Annotated in this window: 25 protein-coding genes, 1 tRNA gene and 1 other annotated feature (1 of these 27 cut by a window edge); all 26 genes read left to right on the top strand. The window is 36.2% G+C overall.

Features of this window, described 5'->3' with window-relative positions; genetic code table 11:
- Positions 1-71: 71 nt before the first annotated feature.
- The gene (gene spoIIGA / locus BUB87_RS00940; protein ID WP_073341204.1) at positions 72-929 is read left to right on the top strand and encodes a sigma-E processing peptidase SpoIIGA; all 858 of its coding nucleotides are present in this window, start codon (positions 72-74) and stop codon (positions 927-929) included.
- Positions 930-985: 56 nt separating this feature from the next.
- Positions 986-1,714, top strand: a complete 729-nt coding sequence (sigE, locus tag BUB87_RS00935) for an RNA polymerase sporulation sigma factor SigE (protein ID WP_073341203.1) — start codon at positions 986-988, stop codon at positions 1,712-1,714.
- Between the two features lie 61 nt (positions 1,715-1,775).
- Positions 1,776-2,549 (top strand): RNA polymerase sporulation sigma factor SigG, encoded by a 774-nt coding sequence (sigG, locus tag BUB87_RS00930; RefSeq protein ID WP_073341202.1) that lies wholly within the window; start codon positions 1,776-1,778, stop codon positions 2,547-2,549.
- 63 nt (positions 2,550-2,612) lie between these two features.
- Entirely contained in the window at positions 2,613-2,885 is a 273-nt protein-coding gene (locus tag BUB87_RS00925) for a YlmC/YmxH family sporulation protein (protein ID WP_073341201.1), read from the top strand.
- A gap of 55 nt (positions 2,886-2,940) precedes the next feature.
- Complete coding sequence (nrdR, locus tag BUB87_RS00920) at positions 2,941-3,435, top strand: transcriptional regulator NrdR (RefSeq protein ID WP_073341200.1); 495 nt, start codon at positions 2,941-2,943, stop codon at positions 3,433-3,435.
- Positions 3,410-4,123 carry a response regulator gene (locus BUB87_RS00915; protein WP_073341199.1) on the top strand — a complete coding sequence of 238 codons (714 nt, stop codon included), beginning with the start codon at positions 3,410-3,412 and terminating at the stop codon, positions 4,121-4,123. The genes nrdR and BUB87_RS00915 overlap by 26 nt, the downstream gene beginning before the upstream one ends.
- A gap of 2 nt (positions 4,124-4,125) precedes the next feature.
- On the top strand, positions 4,126-5,544 hold the full coding sequence (pnpS, locus tag BUB87_RS00910) for a two-component system histidine kinase PnpS (RefSeq protein ID WP_073341198.1): 1,419 nt from the start codon (positions 4,126-4,128) through the stop codon (positions 5,542-5,544).
- Positions 5,545-5,643: 99 nt separating this feature from the next.
- The gene (gene pstC / locus BUB87_RS00905) at positions 5,644-6,534 is read left to right on the top strand and encodes a phosphate ABC transporter permease subunit PstC (RefSeq protein ID WP_073341197.1); all 891 of its coding nucleotides are present in this window, start codon (positions 5,644-5,646) and stop codon (positions 6,532-6,534) included.
- Entirely contained in the window at positions 6,531-7,415 is an 885-nt protein-coding gene (pstA, locus tag BUB87_RS00900) for a phosphate ABC transporter permease PstA (protein WP_073341196.1), read from the top strand. The genes pstC and pstA overlap by 4 nt, the downstream gene beginning before the upstream one ends.
- Before the next feature lie 49 nt (positions 7,416-7,464).
- The gene (pstB, locus tag BUB87_RS00895) at positions 7,465-8,214 is read left to right on the top strand and encodes a phosphate ABC transporter ATP-binding protein PstB (RefSeq protein ID WP_073341195.1); all 750 of its coding nucleotides are present in this window, start codon (positions 7,465-7,467) and stop codon (positions 8,212-8,214) included.
- 16 nt (positions 8,215-8,230) lie between these two features.
- Positions 8,231-8,890 (top strand): phosphate signaling complex protein PhoU, encoded by a 660-nt coding sequence (phoU, locus tag BUB87_RS00890; protein ID WP_073341194.1) that lies wholly within the window; start codon positions 8,231-8,233, stop codon positions 8,888-8,890.
- Positions 8,891-8,992: 102 nt separating this feature from the next.
- Positions 8,993-9,817: a DUF1614 domain-containing protein gene (locus BUB87_RS00885; RefSeq protein WP_073341193.1), complete on the top strand. Its 825-nt coding sequence runs from the start codon at positions 8,993-8,995 to the stop codon at positions 9,815-9,817.
- A complete protein-coding gene (gene spoIIP / locus BUB87_RS00880; protein ID WP_234945914.1) occupies positions 9,783-10,916 on the top strand; it encodes a stage II sporulation protein P in 1,134 nt (377 codons plus the stop codon). The genes BUB87_RS00885 and spoIIP overlap by 35 nt, the downstream gene beginning before the upstream one ends.
- A gap of 8 nt (positions 10,917-10,924) precedes the next feature.
- Positions 10,925-11,350 carry a DUF3189 family protein gene (locus tag BUB87_RS00875; protein ID WP_073341192.1) on the top strand — a complete coding sequence of 142 codons (426 nt, stop codon included), beginning with the start codon at positions 10,925-10,927 and terminating at the stop codon, positions 11,348-11,350.
- Complete coding sequence (locus tag BUB87_RS00870; RefSeq protein WP_073341191.1) at positions 11,334-11,798, top strand: DUF3189 family protein; 465 nt, start codon at positions 11,334-11,336, stop codon at positions 11,796-11,798. The genes BUB87_RS00875 and BUB87_RS00870 overlap by 17 nt, the downstream gene beginning before the upstream one ends.
- Before the next feature lie 30 nt (positions 11,799-11,828).
- Positions 11,829-13,139 (top strand): DUF512 domain-containing protein, encoded by a 1,311-nt coding sequence (locus BUB87_RS00865; protein ID WP_407641810.1) that lies wholly within the window; start codon positions 11,829-11,831, stop codon positions 13,137-13,139.
- Complete coding sequence (der, locus tag BUB87_RS00860) at positions 13,140-14,459, top strand: ribosome biogenesis GTPase Der (protein WP_073341189.1); 1,320 nt, start codon at positions 13,140-13,142, stop codon at positions 14,457-14,459.
- Positions 14,460-14,477: 18 nt separating this feature from the next.
- Positions 14,478-15,074, top strand: a complete 597-nt coding sequence (gene plsY, locus BUB87_RS00855) for a glycerol-3-phosphate 1-O-acyltransferase PlsY (RefSeq protein WP_073341188.1) — start codon at positions 14,478-14,480, stop codon at positions 15,072-15,074.
- 111 nt (positions 15,075-15,185) lie between these two features.
- A complete protein-coding gene (gene spoIVA / locus BUB87_RS00850; RefSeq protein ID WP_073341187.1) occupies positions 15,186-16,661 on the top strand; it encodes a stage IV sporulation protein A in 1,476 nt (491 codons plus the stop codon).
- Positions 16,662-16,715: 54 nt separating this feature from the next.
- Positions 16,716-16,791, top strand: a tRNA-Pro gene (locus BUB87_RS00845).
- A gap of 85 nt (positions 16,792-16,876) precedes the next feature.
- The gene (locus BUB87_RS00840; protein ID WP_073341186.1) at positions 16,877-17,974 is read left to right on the top strand and encodes a biotin/lipoyl attachment domain-containing protein; all 1,098 of its coding nucleotides are present in this window, start codon (positions 16,877-16,879) and stop codon (positions 17,972-17,974) included.
- Positions 17,975-17,996: 22 nt separating this feature from the next.
- Positions 17,997-18,662 (top strand): YggS family pyridoxal phosphate-dependent enzyme, encoded by a 666-nt coding sequence (locus BUB87_RS00835; protein WP_234945919.1) that lies wholly within the window; start codon positions 17,997-17,999, stop codon positions 18,660-18,662.
- Positions 18,658-19,059 carry a cell division protein SepF gene (locus BUB87_RS00830; RefSeq protein WP_073341290.1) on the top strand — a complete coding sequence of 134 codons (402 nt, stop codon included), beginning with the start codon at positions 18,658-18,660 and terminating at the stop codon, positions 19,057-19,059. The genes BUB87_RS00835 and BUB87_RS00830 overlap by 5 nt, the downstream gene beginning before the upstream one ends.
- 39 nt (positions 19,060-19,098) lie before the next feature.
- A complete protein-coding gene (locus BUB87_RS00825; RefSeq protein ID WP_073341184.1) occupies positions 19,099-19,383 on the top strand; it encodes a YggT family protein in 285 nt (94 codons plus the stop codon).
- A gap of 27 nt (positions 19,384-19,410) precedes the next feature.
- Positions 19,411-20,148, top strand: a complete 738-nt coding sequence (locus tag BUB87_RS00820) for a YlmH family RNA-binding protein (RefSeq protein WP_084110737.1) — start codon at positions 19,411-19,413, stop codon at positions 20,146-20,148.
- 17 nt (positions 20,149-20,165) lie between these two features.
- Positions 20,166-20,687 carry a DivIVA domain-containing protein gene (locus BUB87_RS00815; RefSeq protein ID WP_073341183.1) on the top strand — a complete coding sequence of 174 codons (522 nt, stop codon included), beginning with the start codon at positions 20,166-20,168 and terminating at the stop codon, positions 20,685-20,687.
- Between the two features lie 2 nt (positions 20,688-20,689).
- Positions 20,690-20,755, top strand: a binding site (T-box leader) (it continues 142 nt past the right edge of the window).

Below are 20,755 nucleotides of genomic sequence, written 5' to 3'. Positions count from 1 at the left end.
CGTAATAAAAAATGAGGTTAAAGCATAAATAAAATATAAGGATCCATAGATCCGTGAACTGGAGGTAGGTTATGTATATAGATTTACTCTTTATAGAGAACTTGCTGATGAATTACATTATATTGGTATTGACAGCCAAATTAGGTAAGTTTGATTTTAAAGGGTACAAACTATTGATAGCATCTGCAGCTGGTTCACTATATGTTATAATAATGTATTTACCTCATATGGGATTTATGCGAGATTTTACAGCTAAAGTAATGCTTTCTATGTTAATGGTTATCATTGCTTTTACACCGGCGAAGATAAAGTTTTTTTTTCAAGAAATTATTGTATTTTATATGGTGGCGTTTATATTTGGTGGAGCATCAATTGCCATATATTATCTAATAGGAGATAAACAAGTTATAAGAAATGGTATGTACTATTCGGCAATGGGTGTTGCTTTTGTCGTAGTAGCCATTAAATTAGGTTTAAATTATATACACGGTAAAATAAACAAAAATAAATTAAACATATCTTTAAAAGTTACAATAGAAGGAAAATCTAATGAAATGATAGGCCTGGTGGATACAGGTAATAGTCTGTATGAACCGCTTTCTCACTGGCCTGTGATCATTGTAGAGTTTAAAAAGATAAAAGAGCTTTTGCCTGATAGTATTAGAGAATTATATCTAAAAGGACTTGACATGGATCTTGGTTCACTTACTGTGGCTTTAGCCAATACAAATTGGGGATCAAGGGTGAGGATGATACCATTTTCATCATTGGGTAGAGAAAATGGTATGCTTTTAGGTTTTAAACCAGATAGCGTTCTAATAAAAGGCACTGAAGAAAAAGAGGTAAAAAACGTAATAGTTGCTATTTACAATAATTCACTGTCTAAAAACCAAGAATATGGAGCCCTTCTTCACCCAGATATATTGTGAACATGAAATATCAAGAAAAGATTGAAAATATTGAGGAAATTGAAGGAGGAGTAATTATGAGAACCTGGCATAAAATCAAATGGGATTTAAAACTTTTTATTATCAAATTGCTGGACCGATGGGATTTAAGAGAAAAAGGAATATTTTATATAGGCGGTAGTGAAGCTCTTCCACCTCCTCTTAGCAATGACGAAGAAGAATATCTGATGGTGAGGCTTAAAAATGGAGATAGTGCAGCGAAAACCGTCCTGATAGAGCGAAATTTGCGTTTAGTGGTGTATATAGCCAGGAAATTTGAAAATACAGGTGTGGGTGTGGAAGACCTGATATCTATAGGTACCATAGGTCTCATAAAAGCTGTAAATACTTTTGATCCTTTTAAGAATATAAAACTGGCTACGTACGCGTCTAGGTGCATAGAAAACGAGATATTAATGTATTTAAGGAGAAACAGCAAATCAAAATTGGAAGTATCCTTTGATGAACCGCTAAACGTAGATTGGGATGGCAATGAATTGTTGCTGTCTGATGTACTTGGAACTGATGCAGAAATAGTATCTCGAAATGTGGAAGAGGATGTAGATAGACAGTTGTTGAATATGGCCATAAAGAAGTTATCAGATAAAGAAAAAAAGATTATAAAGTTGCGTTTTGGTATAAATGGTGAAACGGAGAGGACCCAAAAGGAGGTTGCTGATATGCTGGGTATTTCTCAATCGTACATATCCAGATTAGAAAAACGCATAATAAAAAGGTTAAGAAAAGAAATAAGTAAAATGGCTTGAAGAGAATAAAAAGAACCTCCCGAGGCAATAATTTTTTATAGATGAGACGGGAGGGAACTATATGCTTAATAACAAAGTCGAAATATGTGGAGTAAACACGTCAAAACTTCCTGTGTTAAAAAGTAGCGAGATGAAGGAGTTACTTTTGAAATTAAAAAACGGTGACAAAGAAGCAAGAGAAAAATTTATATATGGCAACTTGAGACTGGTGTTGAGTGTTATTCAAAGATTTAATAATAGAGGCGAACACGTCGATGATTTGTTTCAAGTGGGATGTATAGGCCTAATTAAGGCTATCGATAACTTTGATTTGTCTCAAAATGTAAGGTTTTCTACTTATGCTGTTCCGATGATAATAGGAGAAATAAGAAGGTATTTAAGAGATAATAATTCCATAAGGGTTAGCAGGTCACTTAGGGATATAGCGTATAAAGCATTGCAGGCAAGGGATAGGCTCATCGCTAAGAATGGAAGAGAACCAAACATATCTGAAATAGCAAAAGAACTGGAATTGCCAAGAGAAGAAGTTGTATTTGCACTGGATGCTATACAAGAACCTGTATCTCTTTTTGAACCTATCTATCATGACGGCGGTGATGCTATTTACGTCATGGATCAGGTGGGAGATTACAAAAATAATGATGAGAATTGGCTTGAAAATATATCTTTAAGTGAAGCATTAAATAAATTAAATGAGCGCGAAAGACATATTCTAAATTTAAGATTTTTTGAGGGCAAAACTCAAATGGAGGTGGCAGAAGAGATAGGTATATCTCAAGCTCAGGTTTCTAGATTAGAAAAATCTGCACTTGCACATATGAGAAAATATATTTGAGTTCGACTATATGTCGAACTATTTTTCATATAATTTTATATAATAAAGAGGGAGTGAATAAAAATGGTGAGCACGACGGATTTAAGTCAGAAAGAAGTAGTTAATGTATTAGACGGTAGACGATTGGGATTTATAAGCGATATAGAGATAAATTTAGAAGAGGGGAGGATAGAAGCTCTCGTATTGCCAGGACAGGCAAAATTTTTAGGGTTTTTCGGTAAGGAGAATGAAAAAGTTATTCCCTGGAGTGATGTAAAAAAAATAGGCCGTGATGTTATACTTGTGCAATATGATGGGCCTGGTATTATCGAAAAGAATGATGATTCAGAATTTTAATGTTGTGCTATGCACAACATTTATTATATAATTAAGAAGGACAGGGGGGTGTAAGGTGAAGTGTCCATATTGTGGTTATGCTGAGACGAAAGTTATCGATTCAAGGCCTATTGAAGATAATACGGCCATAAGGAGAAGGCGTGAATGTATGCGGTGCCAGAGGCGGTTTACAACCTATGAGAAGATTGAGGACATGCCTGTTATGGTCATTAAAAAAGATGGGTCAAGACAGCCTTTTGATAAAACTAAAATACTGGCAGGTATATTGAAAGCATGTGAAAAACGACCTATATCTATTGACGTTTTGCGGAACTTTGTAGATGATATAGAGAGGCAGGTATATGAAAGCGTAGATAAAGAAATCACCAGTTCGCAGATAGGTGAGATAGTTATGGAAAAATTGATTCATCTCGACCAGGTGGCGTATGTCAGATTTGCATCGGTCTATAAAGACTTTAAAGATGTACACAGTTTTATGAACGAATTAAAAAAACTTATGGATAAATGGGAAGGGGAAACCTTTAATGCAACAAAAAATACTTGTGGTTGAGGATGAAATACACATAATAGAATTGCTCAAGTACAACATAGAAATGGCAGGTTATCAATTGATTTATACCGAAAATGGCAAAGATGGCATTGATGTTTGCATAGAACAACACCCTGATCTAGTAATATTAGATCTTATGTTGCCAGATATAGATGGTTTTGAAGTATGCAAAATATTAAAGAGAGATGATAGGACGAAAAATATACCTGTTATTATACTCACAGCTAAAGGAGAGGAGTTTGATAAGGTCCTGGGTCTGGAATTAGGTGCAGATGACTATATCACGAAGCCATTTAGCGTAAGGGAGTTGATGGCCAGGATAAAAGCAGTATTAAGGCGTTTTAAAGTTGATGAAAAGTCCGAACAAAAAGACGATGATCAGCCAATAGTTGTAAGGGATATAACGATATTACCTGATAAATTCCAGGTATTTAAAAATGGTATTCCTATAGAATTGACTTTAAAGGAATTTGAGCTTTTGAAGTTGCTGGCAGAAAACAAAGATAAGGTGTTAGCCAGAAATCTTTTGCTTGATAAAATATGGGGATACGAATATGTAGGAGAAACCAGAACAGTAGATGTCCATATAAGGCATTTAAGAAAAAAGCTAGGTGACGAAAATGTCTATCCGCCTTACATTGAAACCGTTAGGGGAATCGGGTACAAACTTAACAGCAAAGGTGAATAAAAATGCAAAAAAAGCTTTTTACTACGTATATAATTTTAGTGCTGTTGGGAGTAGGTACGACGAGCTTTTTTTTTCTGGGCACCATGTCTAAATGGCACATGCAAAATATAGTAGTGTATATGCTTTTATCGCTGCTGTTGGGTTCAAGCATTGCCATATTATTGGGGCTTAGATTTTTAAAGAAAATAATTCGGCCGATTTATGAAATAACGGAGATAGCTGAAGACATATCAAATGGCAAAATAACAAAATCTATTAATGAAGACTATGAAGATGAAATAGGAATGCTGGCAAGGGCAATAAAAAAGATGACAGAAACGTTGAATCTGACCATTAACGAATTACACGATAGAAATGCCAAATTGGAAGCAGTATTGACGAGTATTATTAATGGTGTGATTGCTATAGATAATGAGGAAAAAGTGTTATTGATAAATCACGCTGCCGCTAAGACACTGGCAGTGGATACTGAACATGCCATAGGTAAACACATTTTAGAACTGGTCAGAAGCAGTAAAATGCACGATATTATCGATGACATATTGAAGAACAAAAAATACTACGAAACTGAAATAGAGTTATTTTATCCGGAATACAGGTTTATAAAGATTTATACCAATCCTATCAGGATCCCTGTATTATCTAATGGTAGATTTGGTGAAGGAGATAAGAATATAGGTCTTGTCATCGTTTTAAATGATGTGACAGAGATAAAGAAGCTTGAAAAGATGAGGAGTGAATTCGCAGCAAATGTTTCTCACGAGTTGAGAACACCTTTGACCTCGATAAAAGGTTTTGTAGAGACTTTAAGAGAAGGGGCACTGGAGGACAAGGAGACGGCTGATAAATTTCTGGAGATTATCGAGCTTGAGACAGAGAGGCTATCGAGGCTTATTAATGATATATTGACATTGTCAGAAATAGAAGGGTTAAAGGGGGATATAAAACTTGCTCCAGAAAAAATAAAGGATATTGTTGAAGAAGTTATATATATGTTAAAAAATCAGGCGAAAGAGAAAAATATTACGGTGACGTATGTTATAGAACCTATTGATTTAGTTATGAAGACGAATAAAGACAGGATAAAACAGATGCTTCTAAATTTAGTAGAGAATGGCATAAAATATACCGGCATAGGAGGACATGTGGATATAAAGGTCTACGCTGAAGGCAAAAATGTGACGTTTTCTGTTAAGGATGACGGTATAGGTATTCCAAAGGAACATATACCAAGGTTATTCGAGAGATTTTATCGGGTAGATAAAAGCAGATCCAGAAAACTTGGAGGTACGGGTTTAGGGTTGGCTATAGTAAAGCATATTGTAAATTCATTTAATGGAACAATAACTGTAAACAGCGAGGTCGGGAAAGGTACAGAATTTATAATTAATTTACCACGAACGAGAGATTACGAAAATTAACATATACTTAACGTAGACTTAACCTGGAGTTAACAAACCTGTTTTTAAAAGTTGTTAATATTATTTTGAGTATAGACTATTAAATAAAGGAGTAAAACCATGGAAAAAAATAAGATAAAGAACGTGTTAGGGAGAAATTTCACTTTAATTTGTGCTATTCTTATGATTATTGTTACAATCTCTATTATTTATTTTATAGCTTCTCAGGGACTTTTAACATTTATACGCAATAAGGTATCGCTTTCGGAGTTTTTGTTCTCATCAAAATGGAATCCAGGTGCTTCAAAAGCTGAAGGAGGACCTCAGGTTGGCGCATTGGCTTTTATACTTGGTTCATTGGCAGTATCGTTATCTGCTCTAATTATAAGTGCGCCTATGAGTGTGTCTGTTGCTGTTTTTATGGTAGAAATATCTCCGCCCTATATGCGTAATTTTTTGCAATCTATAATAGAATTGTTTGCAGGGATACCTTCGGTAGTATACGGCTGGATTGGCTTAAGTGTCCTGGTACCATTTATAAGAAATCATATTGGAGGTCTGGGTTTTAGCTTATTGGCCGGTACAATTGTCCTTGCTGTAATGATTTTTCCAACTATAACAACTGTATCATCAGATAGCTTAAGGTCGTTGCAAAACGAGCTTAAAGAAGCATCATATGCCCTTGGTGCTACGAGATGGCAGACCATAAGAAAGGTGTTGCTACCTGCAGCACTACCCGGTATTTTGACAGGTATTGTACTGGGTTTAGCCAGGGCTTTTGGTGAAGCATTAGCTGTACAAATGGTGATAGGAAATGCGGTTCGTATACCGGACTCTTTTCTTGCACCCATGCATACTATGACGAGTATTTTGACCATGGATATGGGAAACACTGTGAGCGGTTCGCTGTGGAATAATGCTCTTTGGTCAATTGCGCTTTTACTGCTTTTGTTCTCTTTTACGTTTATAATAATAATAAGGTTAATAGGAAGAAGGGGACAACATAGATGAATTCCAGGATAAATGACAGGATAGCGACAGTATTTTTTACTGCGATTGCAGTTTTTGTTATATTGCTTTTATTTTCCATAGTAGGTTATATACTGTATAATGGATTAGGCGTTATCGACTGGCATTTTTTAACTGCGCCTCCGGCTTTTATGAAGGCGGGTGGGGGTGTTGCACCGCAGTTATTTAACTCTTTGCTGCTTTTAGTTGTTTCTATGATTATAACAGTTCCCATAGGACTGGGTGCTGGTATTTATCTGGCAGAATTTGCGAAACCTAATTTAATAACGAATGCTATACGAATTAGCATAGAATCATTAGCGTCACTGCCATCTATTGTGGTAGGTCTTTTTGGATTAATAGTATTTGTGAATATGATGGGATGGGGATTTTCTATAGTTTCTGGTGCATTTGCGCTGGCAGTATTAAATCTACCTGTTATGACTAGAATTTCTGAGGATGCTATAAGAAGTGTAAAAAATGAGTTAAGAGAAGCGAGCCTTGCATTGGGTGCCACAGAGTGGCAAACTATAACGCGCGTTTTGTTAAAAGCAGCATTGCCTTCTCTTGTCACGGGCATAATACTTACAGCAGCGAGAGTGTTCGGCGAAGCGGCTGCATTGCTTTATACAGCAGGTATGAGCACTCCTATACTTGATTTTCGAAACTGGAACCCAGCCGCGATTAATTCGCCTTTAAGATTGTTCAGACCTGGGGAGACACTAGCTGTATATATATGGAAGATTAATTCTGAAGGACTGGCGCCTGATGCCAGAAGGATTGCCAACGGCGCATCGGCGGTTTTAGTTATATGTGTCCTTTTGTTTAACTTGATTTCAAGGTGGTTGGGGAAAGTCATATATAGGAAAATAACTGGTGACTGAGTTGTAAATATATGCTATAATAATAGCGAGTTCTGAAAGGGGAAAACATATGAATAAAGTAGATATAGAAAATTTAAATCTTTTTTATGGAGACTTTCAGGCGTTAAAAAATGTAGAAATTCATGTAAAAGAGAATACGGTCATGGCATTGATAGGTCCCTCAGGCTGTGGCAAATCTACTTTCTTAAGAGTTATAAACAGGATGAATGACCTTATCCCTGGGGTTAAGATAACGGGTAGTATAAAGCTGGATAATGTTGATATTTATAATAATTTTGATGTTTTAGAGTTAAGAAAGCGCGTAGGTATGGTATTCCAAAAACCCAATCCTTTTCCTATGTCAGTTTACGACAATGTGGCTTACGGACCCAGGATACATGGAATAAAAAATAAAAAGAAGCTGGATGAAATTGTGGAGAAAAGCCTTAGAGCCGCGGCATTATGGGATGAGGTGAAAGATAGACTCAATAAATCTGCTATGGGACTTTCAGGGGGACAACAACAAAGGCTGTGTATTGCACGTACTCTTGCCATTGAACCTGAGGTTATTCTTATGGATGAACCTACATCAGCATTGGATCCGATTTCTACTGCAAAAATTGAGGATTTAATTGATACGCTGAAGAAAAAATATACCATTATAATTGTAACCCATAATATGCAGCAAGCGGGCAGAATTTCCGATTTCACTTCATTTTTCTTAAACGGGGAAGTGATCGAGAGCGGACCAACGGATGAGTTATTTTATAGGCCAAAGGATAAGCGTACAGAGGACTATATTACAGGTCGATTCGGATAATAAGGAGATGATATAATTGACTGCCAGAACACATTTTGATCAGGAATTAGAAAAAGTACATCTTCATATTCTTAAAATGGGTAGTATGGTAGAAGAAGCAATAGATAAAGCAATAGAGGCTTTGGTAAAACAGGACGAGGAGATGGCTGATGCTGTTATAGATGGTGATGATAAAATTGATGAAATGGAAGTTTTCATCGAAAATGAATGCGTAAGGCTGATCGCCACACAACAGCCTATAGCTAGGGATTTGAGGATTATTTTTACAGCTATTAAACTTATAACGGATCTTGAACGTATAGCGGATCACGCGGTGGATATTGCAAAGAACACAAAAAGGCTTGTAAATGAAGTTTATATTAAACCGTTGATAGATATACCGAGGATTGCGGATATAGTAAAGCACATGTTGAGAGATGCTCTTACATCTTATATAAACACGGATGTAGATCTGGCTATGCGCACATGTAAATTAGATGACGAAGTAGATGGCTTACACGCACAAATTTATAGAGAACTTATAGCTTTAATGTTAGAAGATCCTAGAAATATAAAACAGGCTACGCACTTCTTGTTTATAAGTAGTTATCTGGAGCGCGTAGCAGATCACGCTACAAATATATGTGAATGGGTTATATTTGTAGAGACAGGTGAGCATAAGGATTTAAATGCTTGATTTTTTAAGCAGTCCATCAAAAATGATGGACTGCTATTTTTGTATATATTATGTGCCCAAAGGGCAACATATTTGTAGAAAAGCAAATGAGAGGTGAATAATATGCCACTTGGGTACATTTTGTTAATGATTGTCGGTGTTTTAGTAATTTTTGGATTTGCCCACAGGGTTTTAGATAGGATGGGTTTGTCTGATAAAGGAGCATTAATAGTCATTATTGCCATGATATTAGGCTCTTTTATTCCAGATATACCACTAGGCAGATTAATTTCCATTAACATTGGAGGAGCTATAATACCGATAGCACTTTGCATATATTTGATAGTTAGAGCAGATGAGCCCAAAGAGAAGATACGCGCGGTGATATCGTCACTGGTTACAGGTGTAGCGGTTTTTATTGTAGCGAAGATTATACCTAATGAACCCGAGGCCATGATTATTGAACCAATGTTTATTTATGGTGTAATCGGAGGTATCGTAGCGTATCTTTTTGGTCGTTCACGCAGGTCGTCGTTTATAGGGGGTATTTTGGGGATAATTATAAATGATATAATCCAGCTGGCAGTGAATTTATCAAAGGGTATAATTCAACCTATTGTGCTGGGTGGGGCAGGTTTTTTGGATGCCATTGTCCTTTCTGGTTTGATTTCTGTTATGTTAGCTGAATTTGTTGGTGAAATAAGAGAAAGACTTCAGGGAGGTACTGCTAAAAAGGATTTACAATATGAAGGTGGAGGTTTTACAAGCAGTATAGGATTGGATGATGAAAGTAATGCTGAACGGGCGAATAGCAAGAATCAAGATAAATATGATTTAGATTTTGAGGAGAGTAGAGATGATGTAGTTGATGATAACAGTATCGTAAGGATAACAATAGAAAGAGGTGAGAACGGTGAGAGAGTTCAAAACAAAGACAATAATGAATAAAGTCTTTATTATGCTGTTATTTTTCATCTGTTTAATTCCTTATAATGTCTTCGCTGATAATATGGATAAAAAAGGATATTATACTGTTTATCAAGAAGGCACGAATAGAATTATATTTAGAATATCATGGGATCTCAATAAAGGAGATAATTATTTAAGCAGTGATAATAAATATTACGAAATAACGCGTGTAGATAAAAGCGCCAAAAAAGCTTATGCTAAATTTGTAAAAAATGTGACATTGCCTGAAATAGATGAAAGGATATCCCAGGTAAATTTTGTTAATATACCAAAAGTAATAGGCATATATTCAACCCACAGTGATGAATCTTATATTCCATCTGATGGAACTTCAAGTATAAATGGCCATGGAGGGATTTACGATGTAGATAGGGCGTTAGCATCATCACTTAAAAAGAAGGGGATAAAGGTTTTATATGATAGGACATTGCATCTTCCCCATGATGCTTATGCTTATTCTCGTTCCAGAAGAACAGCTCTTAGATTGTTAAAAAATGGTGCCGGTGCTATTTTAGATATACACAGGGATGCAGCGCCTAAAGAAGACTATATAAGGACTATAAAAGGAAAACCGGCAACAGGTGTAAGGCTTGTAGTTGGAAAAGCCAGCACCAATAGGTCTGCTAATGAGCAATTAGCGTATAAGATGAAAGCCATAGCTGATAAGATGAGTCCAGGACTTGTTAAAGATGTCTTTTTTGGGTCTGGAGATTATAATCAGGGCCTTACTCCACATTCAATATTGTTAGAATTTGGTACAGATACGCATACCAAAGAAAGAGCCATAAAATCAGCAGATATGTATGCAGATATAATAGCAACAGCATTCTTTGGAGATGCCTATAAAAAACCTACAGGAGTAGGGAATATAACCAGGACAACACCGTCTGAGAGGCGAGCAACGGGATCTGGTATATTGATGGCATTTGTAATAGCAGCAGTTGCGGTAGTCGGCTTTGCACTGATTAGTATGGGGTATGGAAAGGAGTTGAGCTCTAAATTGTCAAAATTTGTTAAAGAAGAGTTTTCAAATTATATAGGTAAAACCAGAAAGGGAAATAATAAAGATAAGAGGTAGATTGCTTATTGAAGATTATATATACAAGCTATCACGGAACTTATTCCTCGCTTTTAATGGCCATACTACACGTATATAAGTGGCGTTCTTTGCCGGAGTATAGTAAAATATTCCCCATACCTCTCTTTTGCGAATTGAGTTATGGGGACTTATTATATATAGGTATGGATGATAAATTAGACGAGATTTACGTTTTAGGTTGCAGGAGACTACATGATAATATAAAAAATTCATTATTGGGTGTTCAAAAGATCTTTAAACTGGATTATGATAGGTTGGTTTTTGTAGATACACAGAATTTAGAAGATAAAATAGATATGTTTGTTATGAAATTAATTCATCTGGGAATAGGTAAAGAAATGTTTAAGCGTTATTTATATAATAAATTTAGAGAAAAACTTAAAAATGGTGAAGCATATGATTATAATTTATAGCTGCTATGGAAGTGCTCACAGTTCAGTGGTGGCTGCGGCGATACATGTTGGCATGCTTCCAGTAGATAGAATTCCGGGTTATAGCGAAATTGTATCGATACCACATTATGACAGGACGGATTCAGAGCTAATAGGGATTCCGTTTTTTATGGGAGTAGACTGCTACGGCAATCATGTGTATATCGTTGGTATGAAAAATGGCAAAAAATTGGTTAAAGACATAATATATCAATACCTTAAAAGTTATGGCATCGAAGAACAGCTCCTCATAGTTGATGCGTTGAAAACTATAGGGATGGTTACTAAAATAGGGGGATTTATATCTAGAAAATTACACTTGATAAAAATCGGCAGGCCGTTGACCGTTTGGGGAATAAGGAAAAATTATAATAAATTTATTAAGTTAGTCCAGGATACGAAAAATAGGGTCTTGACTAAATCAATTTAATACCTGATAATAATTTATAGGTGATATATGTTGAAAGAAAATTTGATAATAGATATAGCGAAAAATAGTATTGCGGAAAAGATAGGGATACAACCCGGTGATAAACTTCTGGCTATCAATCAGTCGATTGTTAAAGATGTTTTAGACTATATGTTTCTTGTAACTGATGAGGAAATTACCCTTGATGTAAAAAAAAGCGATGGGCGTATTGTAAGGTATAAAATATCAAAAGATTACGATGATGATTTGGGTTTAATATTTGAGGATGGGCTTATGGATAAGCCCCGTGTATGCAAAAATAAATGCATGTTTTGCTTTGTGGATCAAATGCCTAAGAATATGAGGAAAAGCCTATATGTTAAAGATGATGATTACAGGCTCTCTTTCTTATATGGAAATTTTATAACATTGACCAATGTCAGCGAAAAGGAAATTCGTCGCATCATAAATATGAAGTTAAGTCCATTATATGTTTCAGTTCACGCTACCGATGATAATGTAAGAGTTGCGCTAATGGCAAATCCCAAAGCGAAGGGTATAATGGATAAGTTAACTACCCTGGTGAATGGTGGAATAAACTTACATTGTCAGCTGGTAATGGTCAGGGGCGTCAATGACGGGAAGGTATTGGACAGGAGTATAGAGGATCTTGTCAGTCTTTTTCCAGGCGTTATTTCCATTGCCGCGGTTCCTGTGGGATTGACGGCTTATAGAGAGGGTCTAGCTCCTATAACGCCGTGGGATGGGCCTTCGTCGCGAGAGATAATAGAACAGATAGAAGGTTGGGGCAAAAGACTTAAAGAGCAGTTTGGAACTCCTCTTGTATACGCATCGGATGAATTTTATGTTATGGCTGATAGAGAAGTACCCGATGCAGAGTATTACGAGGGATTTCCGCAAATAGAGAATGGAGTTGGTTTAATAGCAAAATTAAAAGATGAGTTTTATAGCTCATTGAGCAAATATAGAGGTATTACGCCTAAATCTAAGAAAGTATCAATAGCCACGGGTATCTCTGCATATAAATTTATAAAATCGTTGGCTAATCAGATTATGGATAATTTTGAAATAGAAATAGCTGTATATGCTATAAAAAATAATTTTTTTGGTCCCTCAGTAACGGTTGCAGGACTTTTAACAGGGAGTGATTTAATAAGTCAACTAAAAGATAAGGATTTAGGGCAGCGTTTGATTATTCCTGATGTCATGCTAAAAGAAGGTGAGGATATTTTTTTGGACGATAAGACGCTTGATGATGTAAAAGATGCATTAGGGGTTGAAGTTGTTGTATCAGCTGTTAATGGTGAAGATTTAATAAAAAAAGTAATAGGGGAGATATAAATGCCGAGACCAATTGTTGCTATTGTAGGAAGGCCTAATGTAGGAAAATCTACGTTGTTTAATAGACTTGCTGGGAGCAGGATTGCGATTATAGAAGATAAACCTGGTGTTACAAGGGATAGATTATATCATACCTGCGAATGGTCTGGTAAAGTTTTTACTATTGTGGATACTGGCGGTCTTGAGCCTGATTCAAAGGACGAGCTATTTCAGCAGATGCAAAGACAAACTCAGGTAGCTATAGATACGTCTGATGTTATCGTTTTTGTCGTCGATGGAAGAGAGGGAATTACCCCTTCGGATTGGCAAATTGCCGATATGCTGCGAAAATCAAATAAACCCGTTATTCTCGCGTGTAATAAGGTGGACAACAACAAGTTGAGAGAAAATTCGTATGAATTTTATGAGTTAGGGTTTGAAGATGTGTACATGATTTCAGCTATTAATGGCCTGGGAACAGGCGATTTGCTTGACGCTATCGTCAAATATTTGCCTGATCGAGAAGAATTTGTATATGAAGAAGATACGATAAAAGTAGCTGTTATCGGAAGGCCTAATGCTGGCAAGTCTTCTATAATTAATAGGGTGCTGGGCGAAGAGAGAGTGATAGTCAGCGACATGCCAGGCACTACGAGGGATGCTATAGATACTCCATTTGAAGTAGAGGGCAAAAAGTATGTTTTTATTGATACAGCGGGGATAAGGCGCAAGAGTAGAATAGATGAATCAATAGAATATTATAGTGTGTTAAGGGCACTGTCGGCCATTGAGAGGGCTGATGTATGCCTTATGGTTATAGATAGTTATGAAGGAATTGCAGAGCAGGATGCAAAAATAGCAGGATACGCTCATGAGCAAGGTAAAGGTATCATCATTGTTATGAACAAGTGGGATAAAGTAGAAAAAAATGATAGGACTATGGATGAGTATAAAAAAATAATAAGGTATAGGCTTGACTTTATTGATTATGCTCCGATTTTATTTGTATCCGCGAAGACCGGTCAGAGGGTGCAGAGAATTATTGAAACAATAGATAGAGTGGCGGCGGAGAGGTCCAAGCGGCTTGCAACAGGAGTATTAAATGACATGCTAAATGAGGTTATTGCGACAAATCCTCTTCCCTCTATAAAAGGCAAACCGATAAAAATTTATTATGGCACACAGGTTTCTATAAAACCACCAACTTTTGTATTTTTTTCAAATTATCCTGACGAGATTCATTTCTCTTACACTCGCTTTCTGGAAAATCAGCTGCGGCGCCTGTTTGGTTTTGAGGGGACACCGTTGAGAATTAAGTTTAAAAAACAAGGCGAATCGTAAGGAAAGGGGAAATAAGCAATGAATGTATTGCTGATAATCATTGCTTTGATATCATCGTATGTTATTGGAGGATTTAATTCGGCGTATTACATTGGAAAGCTATGGGGAATCGATGATATAAGAAAATACGGTAGTGGCAATCCTGGTACGACTAATGTATTAAGGATTCTAGGCAAAACAGCGGCTTTGTTAACATTGTTATTTGATGTGGCAAAAGGAGTGGTAGCGGTATTATTAGGGTTGCTTTTATTTAAAAGCTCAGGAGTTGCGATTTTATGCGGTATTGCTGTAATATTAGGGCATAATTACCCTATACAATTAGGTTTTAAAGGTGGTAAGGGGATTGCTACAAGTATAGGCGTGATTTTTTTGCTCAGTCCTGTTGCCGCAATATATTCTCTTCTAATAGGAATTATTGTGATCATTATAACAAAGTACGTATCATTGGGATCTATTGTTGGTTCGATTTTATTTCCGATTTTTGTTGCTATTTTTCATGGTTCGTGGCAATATGTCCTGTTTGGCGTGGTGATGGCATTGATGGCTGTTTATAGGCACAGGGCAAACATAGGTCGCCTGATTAGCGGGACTGAATCTAAGATAAAATTGTATTAAAAATTAGGCAAAGAATAAGCGTGTAATAAATTCCGACCTGCTCTAATATATATGTACTGTTAGAACTATGTATCATAAGATGGATATAATGTATAGAGGAGGTCGGAGCCAATGGAGTTTGACGTTTATAAGGATATAGCCGAACGCACTGACGGAGATATATATATTGGGGTTATCGGACCTATACGAACTGGTAAATCTACTTTTGTCAAGCGGTTTATGGAGCAACTGGTTATCCCTCATATAGATAATGCTTACAAACGTGAAAGAGCGAAAGATGAATTACCTCAAAGCGCAGCGGGTAAAACTGTAATGACTGTAGAACCAAAATTTGTTCCCAATGAGGCGGTGGAAATCAATATAGCGGAAAATACCAGGTTCAGGGTGAGGATGATAGATAGTGTTGGTTACCTCGTGAGAGGGGCTCTCGGGTATATGGAAGGGGAAAAACCAAGGATGGTAAAGACTCCCTGGTTTGATGAAGACATACCTTTTGAAAAAGCAGCAGAGTTGGGGACGCGAAAGATTATAACAGAGCATTCTACTATAGGTATACTTGTTACAACTGATGGCAGTATAACAGAGATACCGAGAGAAAATTATGTTGAAGCAGAAGAACGTGTTGTAAAGGAGTTAAAAGACATAAACAAGCCTTTTATAATTATTTTAAATACTATAAAGCCTAATGAACAGGATACTAAAAATTTAAGAGATATACTGCAGGAAAAATATAACGTACCTGTAATGATCCTTGATGTGATGAAAATGGATTCTGACGACATAAAAAATATCCTTCAAAAGGTTTTATTCGAGTTTCCGATCAGGGAAATCAACTTTAATCTGCCTAAATGGGTTGATGTACTGGAAAATGAGCATTGGTTAAAAAGCGATATAATGGAAAGGGTTAAAGAGACGGTAAAGGATATGTACAAGATACGGGATGTAAATGATTACATCCATATGCTGGGAGACTGCGAGCATATACAGGAATGGTCACTGGATAATATAAATCTAGGTGAAGGGATTATCAATGTGACGTTAAAGCCTGTTGAAGGTCTGTATTTTAAGATATTAAGCGAGGTCTCAGGGTATGAGATCAAAGGCGATTATCAGCTGATAAATCTCTTGAGGGATTTAGCTTATACCAAAAAAGAATATGATAGATTGTCTGATGCCCTTGAAGAAGTTAGAAATAGAGGCTATGGTGTAGTTATGCCGTCGCCAGATGAGATAAAACTGGAGGAACCACAGATCATAAAGCAAGGTGGTAGATTCGGAGTCAGGTTAAAGGCCAGTGCTCCATCATTGCATATTATGAGGGTGGATTTGCAGACGGAGATATCCCCTATAGTTGGCACAGAAAAGCAGAGTGAAGAGTTTGCCAATTACCTGATGCAGCAGTTTGAAAATGACCCCAAGAAAATATGGGAAGCTAATCTTTTTGGCAAGTCCCTTGATGATCTTGTAAAGGAAGAAATGAAAAGTAAATTGACAAATATGCCAGAAGAAGTTCAGGAAAAGTTAAAAACGACCTTACAAAGAATAGTAAACGAAGGCGGCGGAGGAATACTTTTTGTTATCTTATAAAAGAAATACTTGATTTTTTTACGATTGTGTTTTATAATATCCTCTGTAAATGATCTGGGTGTAGCGCAGGTGGTAGCGCGCCATCTTGGGGTGGTGGAGGTCGCGAGTTCGAGTCTCGCCACTCAGACCAACAAAAACTATCTTCGCGGAAGAAGATAGTTTTTTTATTTTACATTTTATTATTTTTTTGCTAAAATGATATTGTGGTGTGATATATGAAGAAAAAAATAAGAGCACTGTTTATATTTGCAACCGTTGTTATTTTGGCTTATTTTATATTAAAATTTCAATTTAATGCTCCTAAGATCGGTGTCATAACCTATGGCAGGATTGAGGAACATTTTTATGTAGATGCCCACGTATTTTATGATCAGGAAATAATAAATGCTCCTATTGGGGGTAGACTTATAAAATATGGAAGAGATGGAGAAAGAGTTAGTAAAGGTAGTGTTGTAGCGAGAATTGATGATAGTGAAGCGCATATTTATAGAGAAAAGATAAAGGATATCGATAAGCAAATAGACCAGATGAAAAATATGGATAAAGGTGTATTTACAGCTGATATTGCTAAAATAAACAACATGATTGACGAAAATTTAAATAGATTGCAGGATGCGATTAAGAAGGGCGATACTAAAAGTATTGAAAAATATAAGCAGGATATCCAGGAATTAAACGATAAAAAAAGCCGGATTACAAAAGTTTCTGGGGTGGATGTTGATCAAGTAATACAGCTTTTGAGGCAAAAAGATGAGATTATGTCCGTGTTAGACAAAAAATCAGTTGAATTGATGGCTACAAAGCCTGGATTATTACATTATATTTCAAATAGACAGGATGTTTCAGCAGGGCAGCCTGTTGTAGGACTTATAGATAATTATAAATGGTACATAAGTATTGATACAAATAGAAACGTTTTTAAACCGGGGGATTCGGTCAGTGTAGAGTTTTCTGATTATGGCGTTCCCGTGAAATTTTATGTATCTAGTGTTAAAAGAGAAAAGTCTACATATCATGTGGTATTATATACCACGTATTATGTTAAGGATTTTTATAAAAAATCTACTGAGAGGGTAAAAATTATTTTAAATGATGCTGAGGGCCTGAAGATTCCCGAATCGGCCCTTACAGAAAAAGAAGGGAAAATTGGCGTTTATGTACTGAGGGAGAAACCGGTGTTTTGCCCTGTAAAAGTTATAGCATCATATGGAGGATATGCTATAATAGAAAATCAAGAAGGTAACAATGCTCTTAAGGCTTATGATAAGGTAATTATTTACCGGCGAGGTGAAAATAGTGAGCATAAAAGATAACATAGAGCTAATAAGGCACCGTATCGCTGATGCATGTAAAAGGGTTGGAAGAAATCCTTCTGATATTATTTTAATGGCTGTGACTAAAACTATTTCACCGGATAAGATAAAAGAAGCAATAGCAGAAGGTATTGAAGTGATTGGAGAAAATAGGGTTCAAGAAATAGTGCAAAAATACGATGCCATAGGCGATAAGGTGAAATGGCATATGATAGGTCATTTACAGGTAAATAAAGTTAAATACATAATCGACAAGGTAGAACTTATTCATTCGCTCGACTCTGTAAAGCTTGCCCAGGAGATAAACAAAAGAGCAAAATCTATAGGTAAAAAGCAAAACGTACTTATAGAAATTAATATAGCTGGTGAAGAGACCAAATTTGGGATAAGGCCTGGTGAGCTAAAAAAATTTATAAAGGAATTAGAAATATTTGATAATTTGTGTGTACAGGGTTTGATGACTGTTGCGCCTATTGTTTCAGAGCCAGAAGAAGCAAGGCCTTATTTTAAACATATGAGACAACTTTATGATGAGCTGAAAGAAATGAAGTCGCCTATTGTAGATGCACGATACCTTTCTATGGGAATGACGGCTGATTATGTCGTAGCTATAGAAGAGGGATCTAATATAGTGAGGATTGGTACAGGTATATTCGGGCCGAGAAATTATAACAAAGAGGAGGATTAATGTGAATGTGATTGAAAAAATAATGTCGTACCTTGGCCTGGAAGAAAGTGAAGATGATGAAGAGCGCAGTGAAGACTATGAAAACAAAAATTATGAGCCATTTGTAAAGCAAAAACCTAAGGTAGTAAATATACATTCCAATTCACATATTAAAGTGATTATATCCAGGCCGGTTAGTTACGATGAAGTAACTATGATATGCGATGAGCTGAAAGCGCGCAAGCCTGTGATTGTAAACCTGCAGGATATGAAGCCAGATGAAGCGGAAAGGGTTTTGGATTTCCTGGCGGGAGCTGTTTATGCTCTCGAAGGTGTGGTAAAGAAGATTTCAAGCGGTATATTTTTGGTGGTGCCTAGTAATGTTGATATAGAAAATATTTTAGCAGGCGATAATTAAGAGCATATTTTAAAATATAGCGAGAATGGAGGAGACAGCTTGTTTAATTGGGTATTATATCAGACGGTGTCCATTTTTTTTGAAGTGCTAAATTGGGCTATTATTATAAGGGTATTGCTGTCATGGGTAAGGGTTGATTATCGCAATCCTGTTGTAAGGTTTATATACAACTTTACAGAACCGATATTAGCACCATTTAGAAATATGTTTATGCGCTCATCGATAGGTCATGGCATGATGGTGGACTTTTCACCGGTTATAGCGCTTTTAGTTATACAGTATATAGTAAGACCTATTGTAATGCATTTATTGTTATTAATTTAAACTAATAAAGTAAGGAGTTATGTTGATGTGGATGAGACTAGGTTTTTAGATATGATCAACTGGGTAAAGAAAAGGAAGCAGGAGAAGTCTACGGATTTTCTTGAGCCGCCTGTTCTGGCAAAGTTGATTAAAATGGTGGAAAAAGAAAGGGATGTACAGTTTTTATCCTCAGGAGGATATGAAGGAGCTGAAAGACAATTAGTGGTGCTATACCCGGATTTTTTGTCAGAAGATGAGATAGATGTTCCAATCGGTGCAATAGAAATTACGGCAGATTTCAAAAAAGAAAATATAACTCATAGGGATGTATTGGGTTCAATTATGGCTCTTGGTATAAAACGAGAGAAAGTTGGTGATATTTTAATTAATGATAATAGATGTCAAGCAATAATCAGAAAGGATATAATAAGTTATGTTACACATAATTTAACAAGGGTAGGAAAGGTAAACGTACATACAACAGAGATTGATATTAACGAGATTATGCCTGTTGAGAAAAAGATGAAGGAAATTGAAGCGGTGGTAGCTTCATTAAGATTGGATAGCATAGCAAGTGTAGCTTTTTCTACCTCCAGGACTAAGATGCAGGATTTTATAAAATCGGGTTTTGTCAGAGTAAATTGGGTGGAAGTATCGGATCCTGCTTATATAGTAAAAGAAGGAGATACCCTCTCGTTTAGAGGTCATGGAAGGGCTATTTTTGATAGCATAAAAGGAACCACGAAAAAGGATAGGATAGCTGTATCAATAAAAAAATACATATAGCCAGGGGGGATATGAGCATGTTAACACCTATGGATATTCACAACAAAGAATTTCGAAGGGCTTTTAGAGGTTACAATGAATTAGAGGTCAATGAATTTTTAGATGAAGTGATAGAAGACTATGAAAAGCTGTATAAAGAAAATTTGGAGTTAAAAGACCGTATAGGTCTTTTAAATGATAAACTTCAAAATTACATTGGGCTGGAGCAGACTTTGAATAATACACTGGTGATGGCTCAAAAAACTGCTGATGAAATGACTGCTAATGCAAAAGAAAAGGCAGAAAATATCATAAGAGAAGCTGAAGAGACAGCCAGAAGGATCATCGAAAAAGCCAATCAGGAAGTTATCGAGATCAAAAAGGAGTATGAAAATATAAAGAAACAGATGTTAGAGTTTAAATTAAAGTTTAAAACATTGTTAGAAGCGGAACTCAGGGTATTGACAGACGAGATGATTTTTGATAAAAGTAATAATAAAGAGAAATTCGATGATATAGAGGTTTCTAGGAGCAGTGATAGGACCGATACAATAGAATAGAGTCAAAGGCTATGAAAGAGAGAGTACACAATATTCGTGTCTTAAGAGAAATGGCGGCAGGTGCGAGC

It is taken from the genome of Caldanaerobius fijiensis DSM 17918, from assembly GCF_900129075.1.
GTDB lineage: Bacteria > Bacillota > Thermoanaerobacteria > Thermoanaerobacterales > Caldanaerobiaceae > Caldanaerobius > Caldanaerobius fijiensis.
Note: the sequence above shows the minus strand (reverse complement) of the source record. Positions and strands in the feature narration are given on the sequence as shown.

What these genes read in the sequence shown, in the direction of transcription:
- spoIIGA (WP_073341204.1), top strand. Translation starts at nt 72, where the DNA reads ATGTATATAGATTTACTCTTTATAGAGAACTTGCTGATGAATTACATT.
- sigE (WP_073341203.1), top strand. Translation starts at nt 986, where the DNA reads ATGAGAACCTGGCATAAAATCAAATGGGATTTAAAACTTTTTATTATC.
- sigG (WP_073341202.1), top strand. Translation starts at nt 1,776, where the DNA reads ATGCTTAATAACAAAGTCGAAATATGTGGAGTAAACACGTCAAAACTT.
- BUB87_RS00925 (WP_073341201.1), top strand. Translation starts at nt 2,613, where the DNA reads ATGGTGAGCACGACGGATTTAAGTCAGAAAGAAGTAGTTAATGTATTA.
- BUB87_RS00915 (WP_073341199.1), top strand. Translation starts at nt 3,410, where the DNA reads ATGCAACAAAAAATACTTGTGGTTGAGGATGAAATACACATAATAGAA.
- pnpS (WP_073341198.1), top strand. Translation starts at nt 4,126, where the DNA reads ATGCAAAAAAAGCTTTTTACTACGTATATAATTTTAGTGCTGTTGGGA.
- pstC (WP_073341197.1), top strand. Translation starts at nt 5,644, where the DNA reads ATGGAAAAAAATAAGATAAAGAACGTGTTAGGGAGAAATTTCACTTTA.
- pstA (WP_073341196.1), top strand. Translation starts at nt 6,531, where the DNA reads ATGAATTCCAGGATAAATGACAGGATAGCGACAGTATTTTTTACTGCG.
- pstB (WP_073341195.1), top strand. Translation starts at nt 7,465, where the DNA reads ATGAATAAAGTAGATATAGAAAATTTAAATCTTTTTTATGGAGACTTT.
- BUB87_RS00885 (WP_073341193.1), top strand. Translation starts at nt 8,993, where the DNA reads ATGCCACTTGGGTACATTTTGTTAATGATTGTCGGTGTTTTAGTAATT.
- BUB87_RS00870 (WP_073341191.1), top strand. Translation starts at nt 11,334, where the DNA reads ATGATTATAATTTATAGCTGCTATGGAAGTGCTCACAGTTCAGTGGTG.
- der (WP_073341189.1), top strand. Translation starts at nt 13,140, where the DNA reads ATGCCGAGACCAATTGTTGCTATTGTAGGAAGGCCTAATGTAGGAAAA.
- plsY (WP_073341188.1), top strand. Translation starts at nt 14,478, where the DNA reads ATGAATGTATTGCTGATAATCATTGCTTTGATATCATCGTATGTTATT.
- spoIVA (WP_073341187.1), top strand. Translation starts at nt 15,186, where the DNA reads ATGGAGTTTGACGTTTATAAGGATATAGCCGAACGCACTGACGGAGAT.
- BUB87_RS00840 (WP_073341186.1), top strand. Translation starts at nt 16,877, where the DNA reads ATGAAGAAAAAAATAAGAGCACTGTTTATATTTGCAACCGTTGTTATT.
- BUB87_RS00815 (WP_073341183.1), top strand. Translation starts at nt 20,166, where the DNA reads ATGTTAACACCTATGGATATTCACAACAAAGAATTTCGAAGGGCTTTT.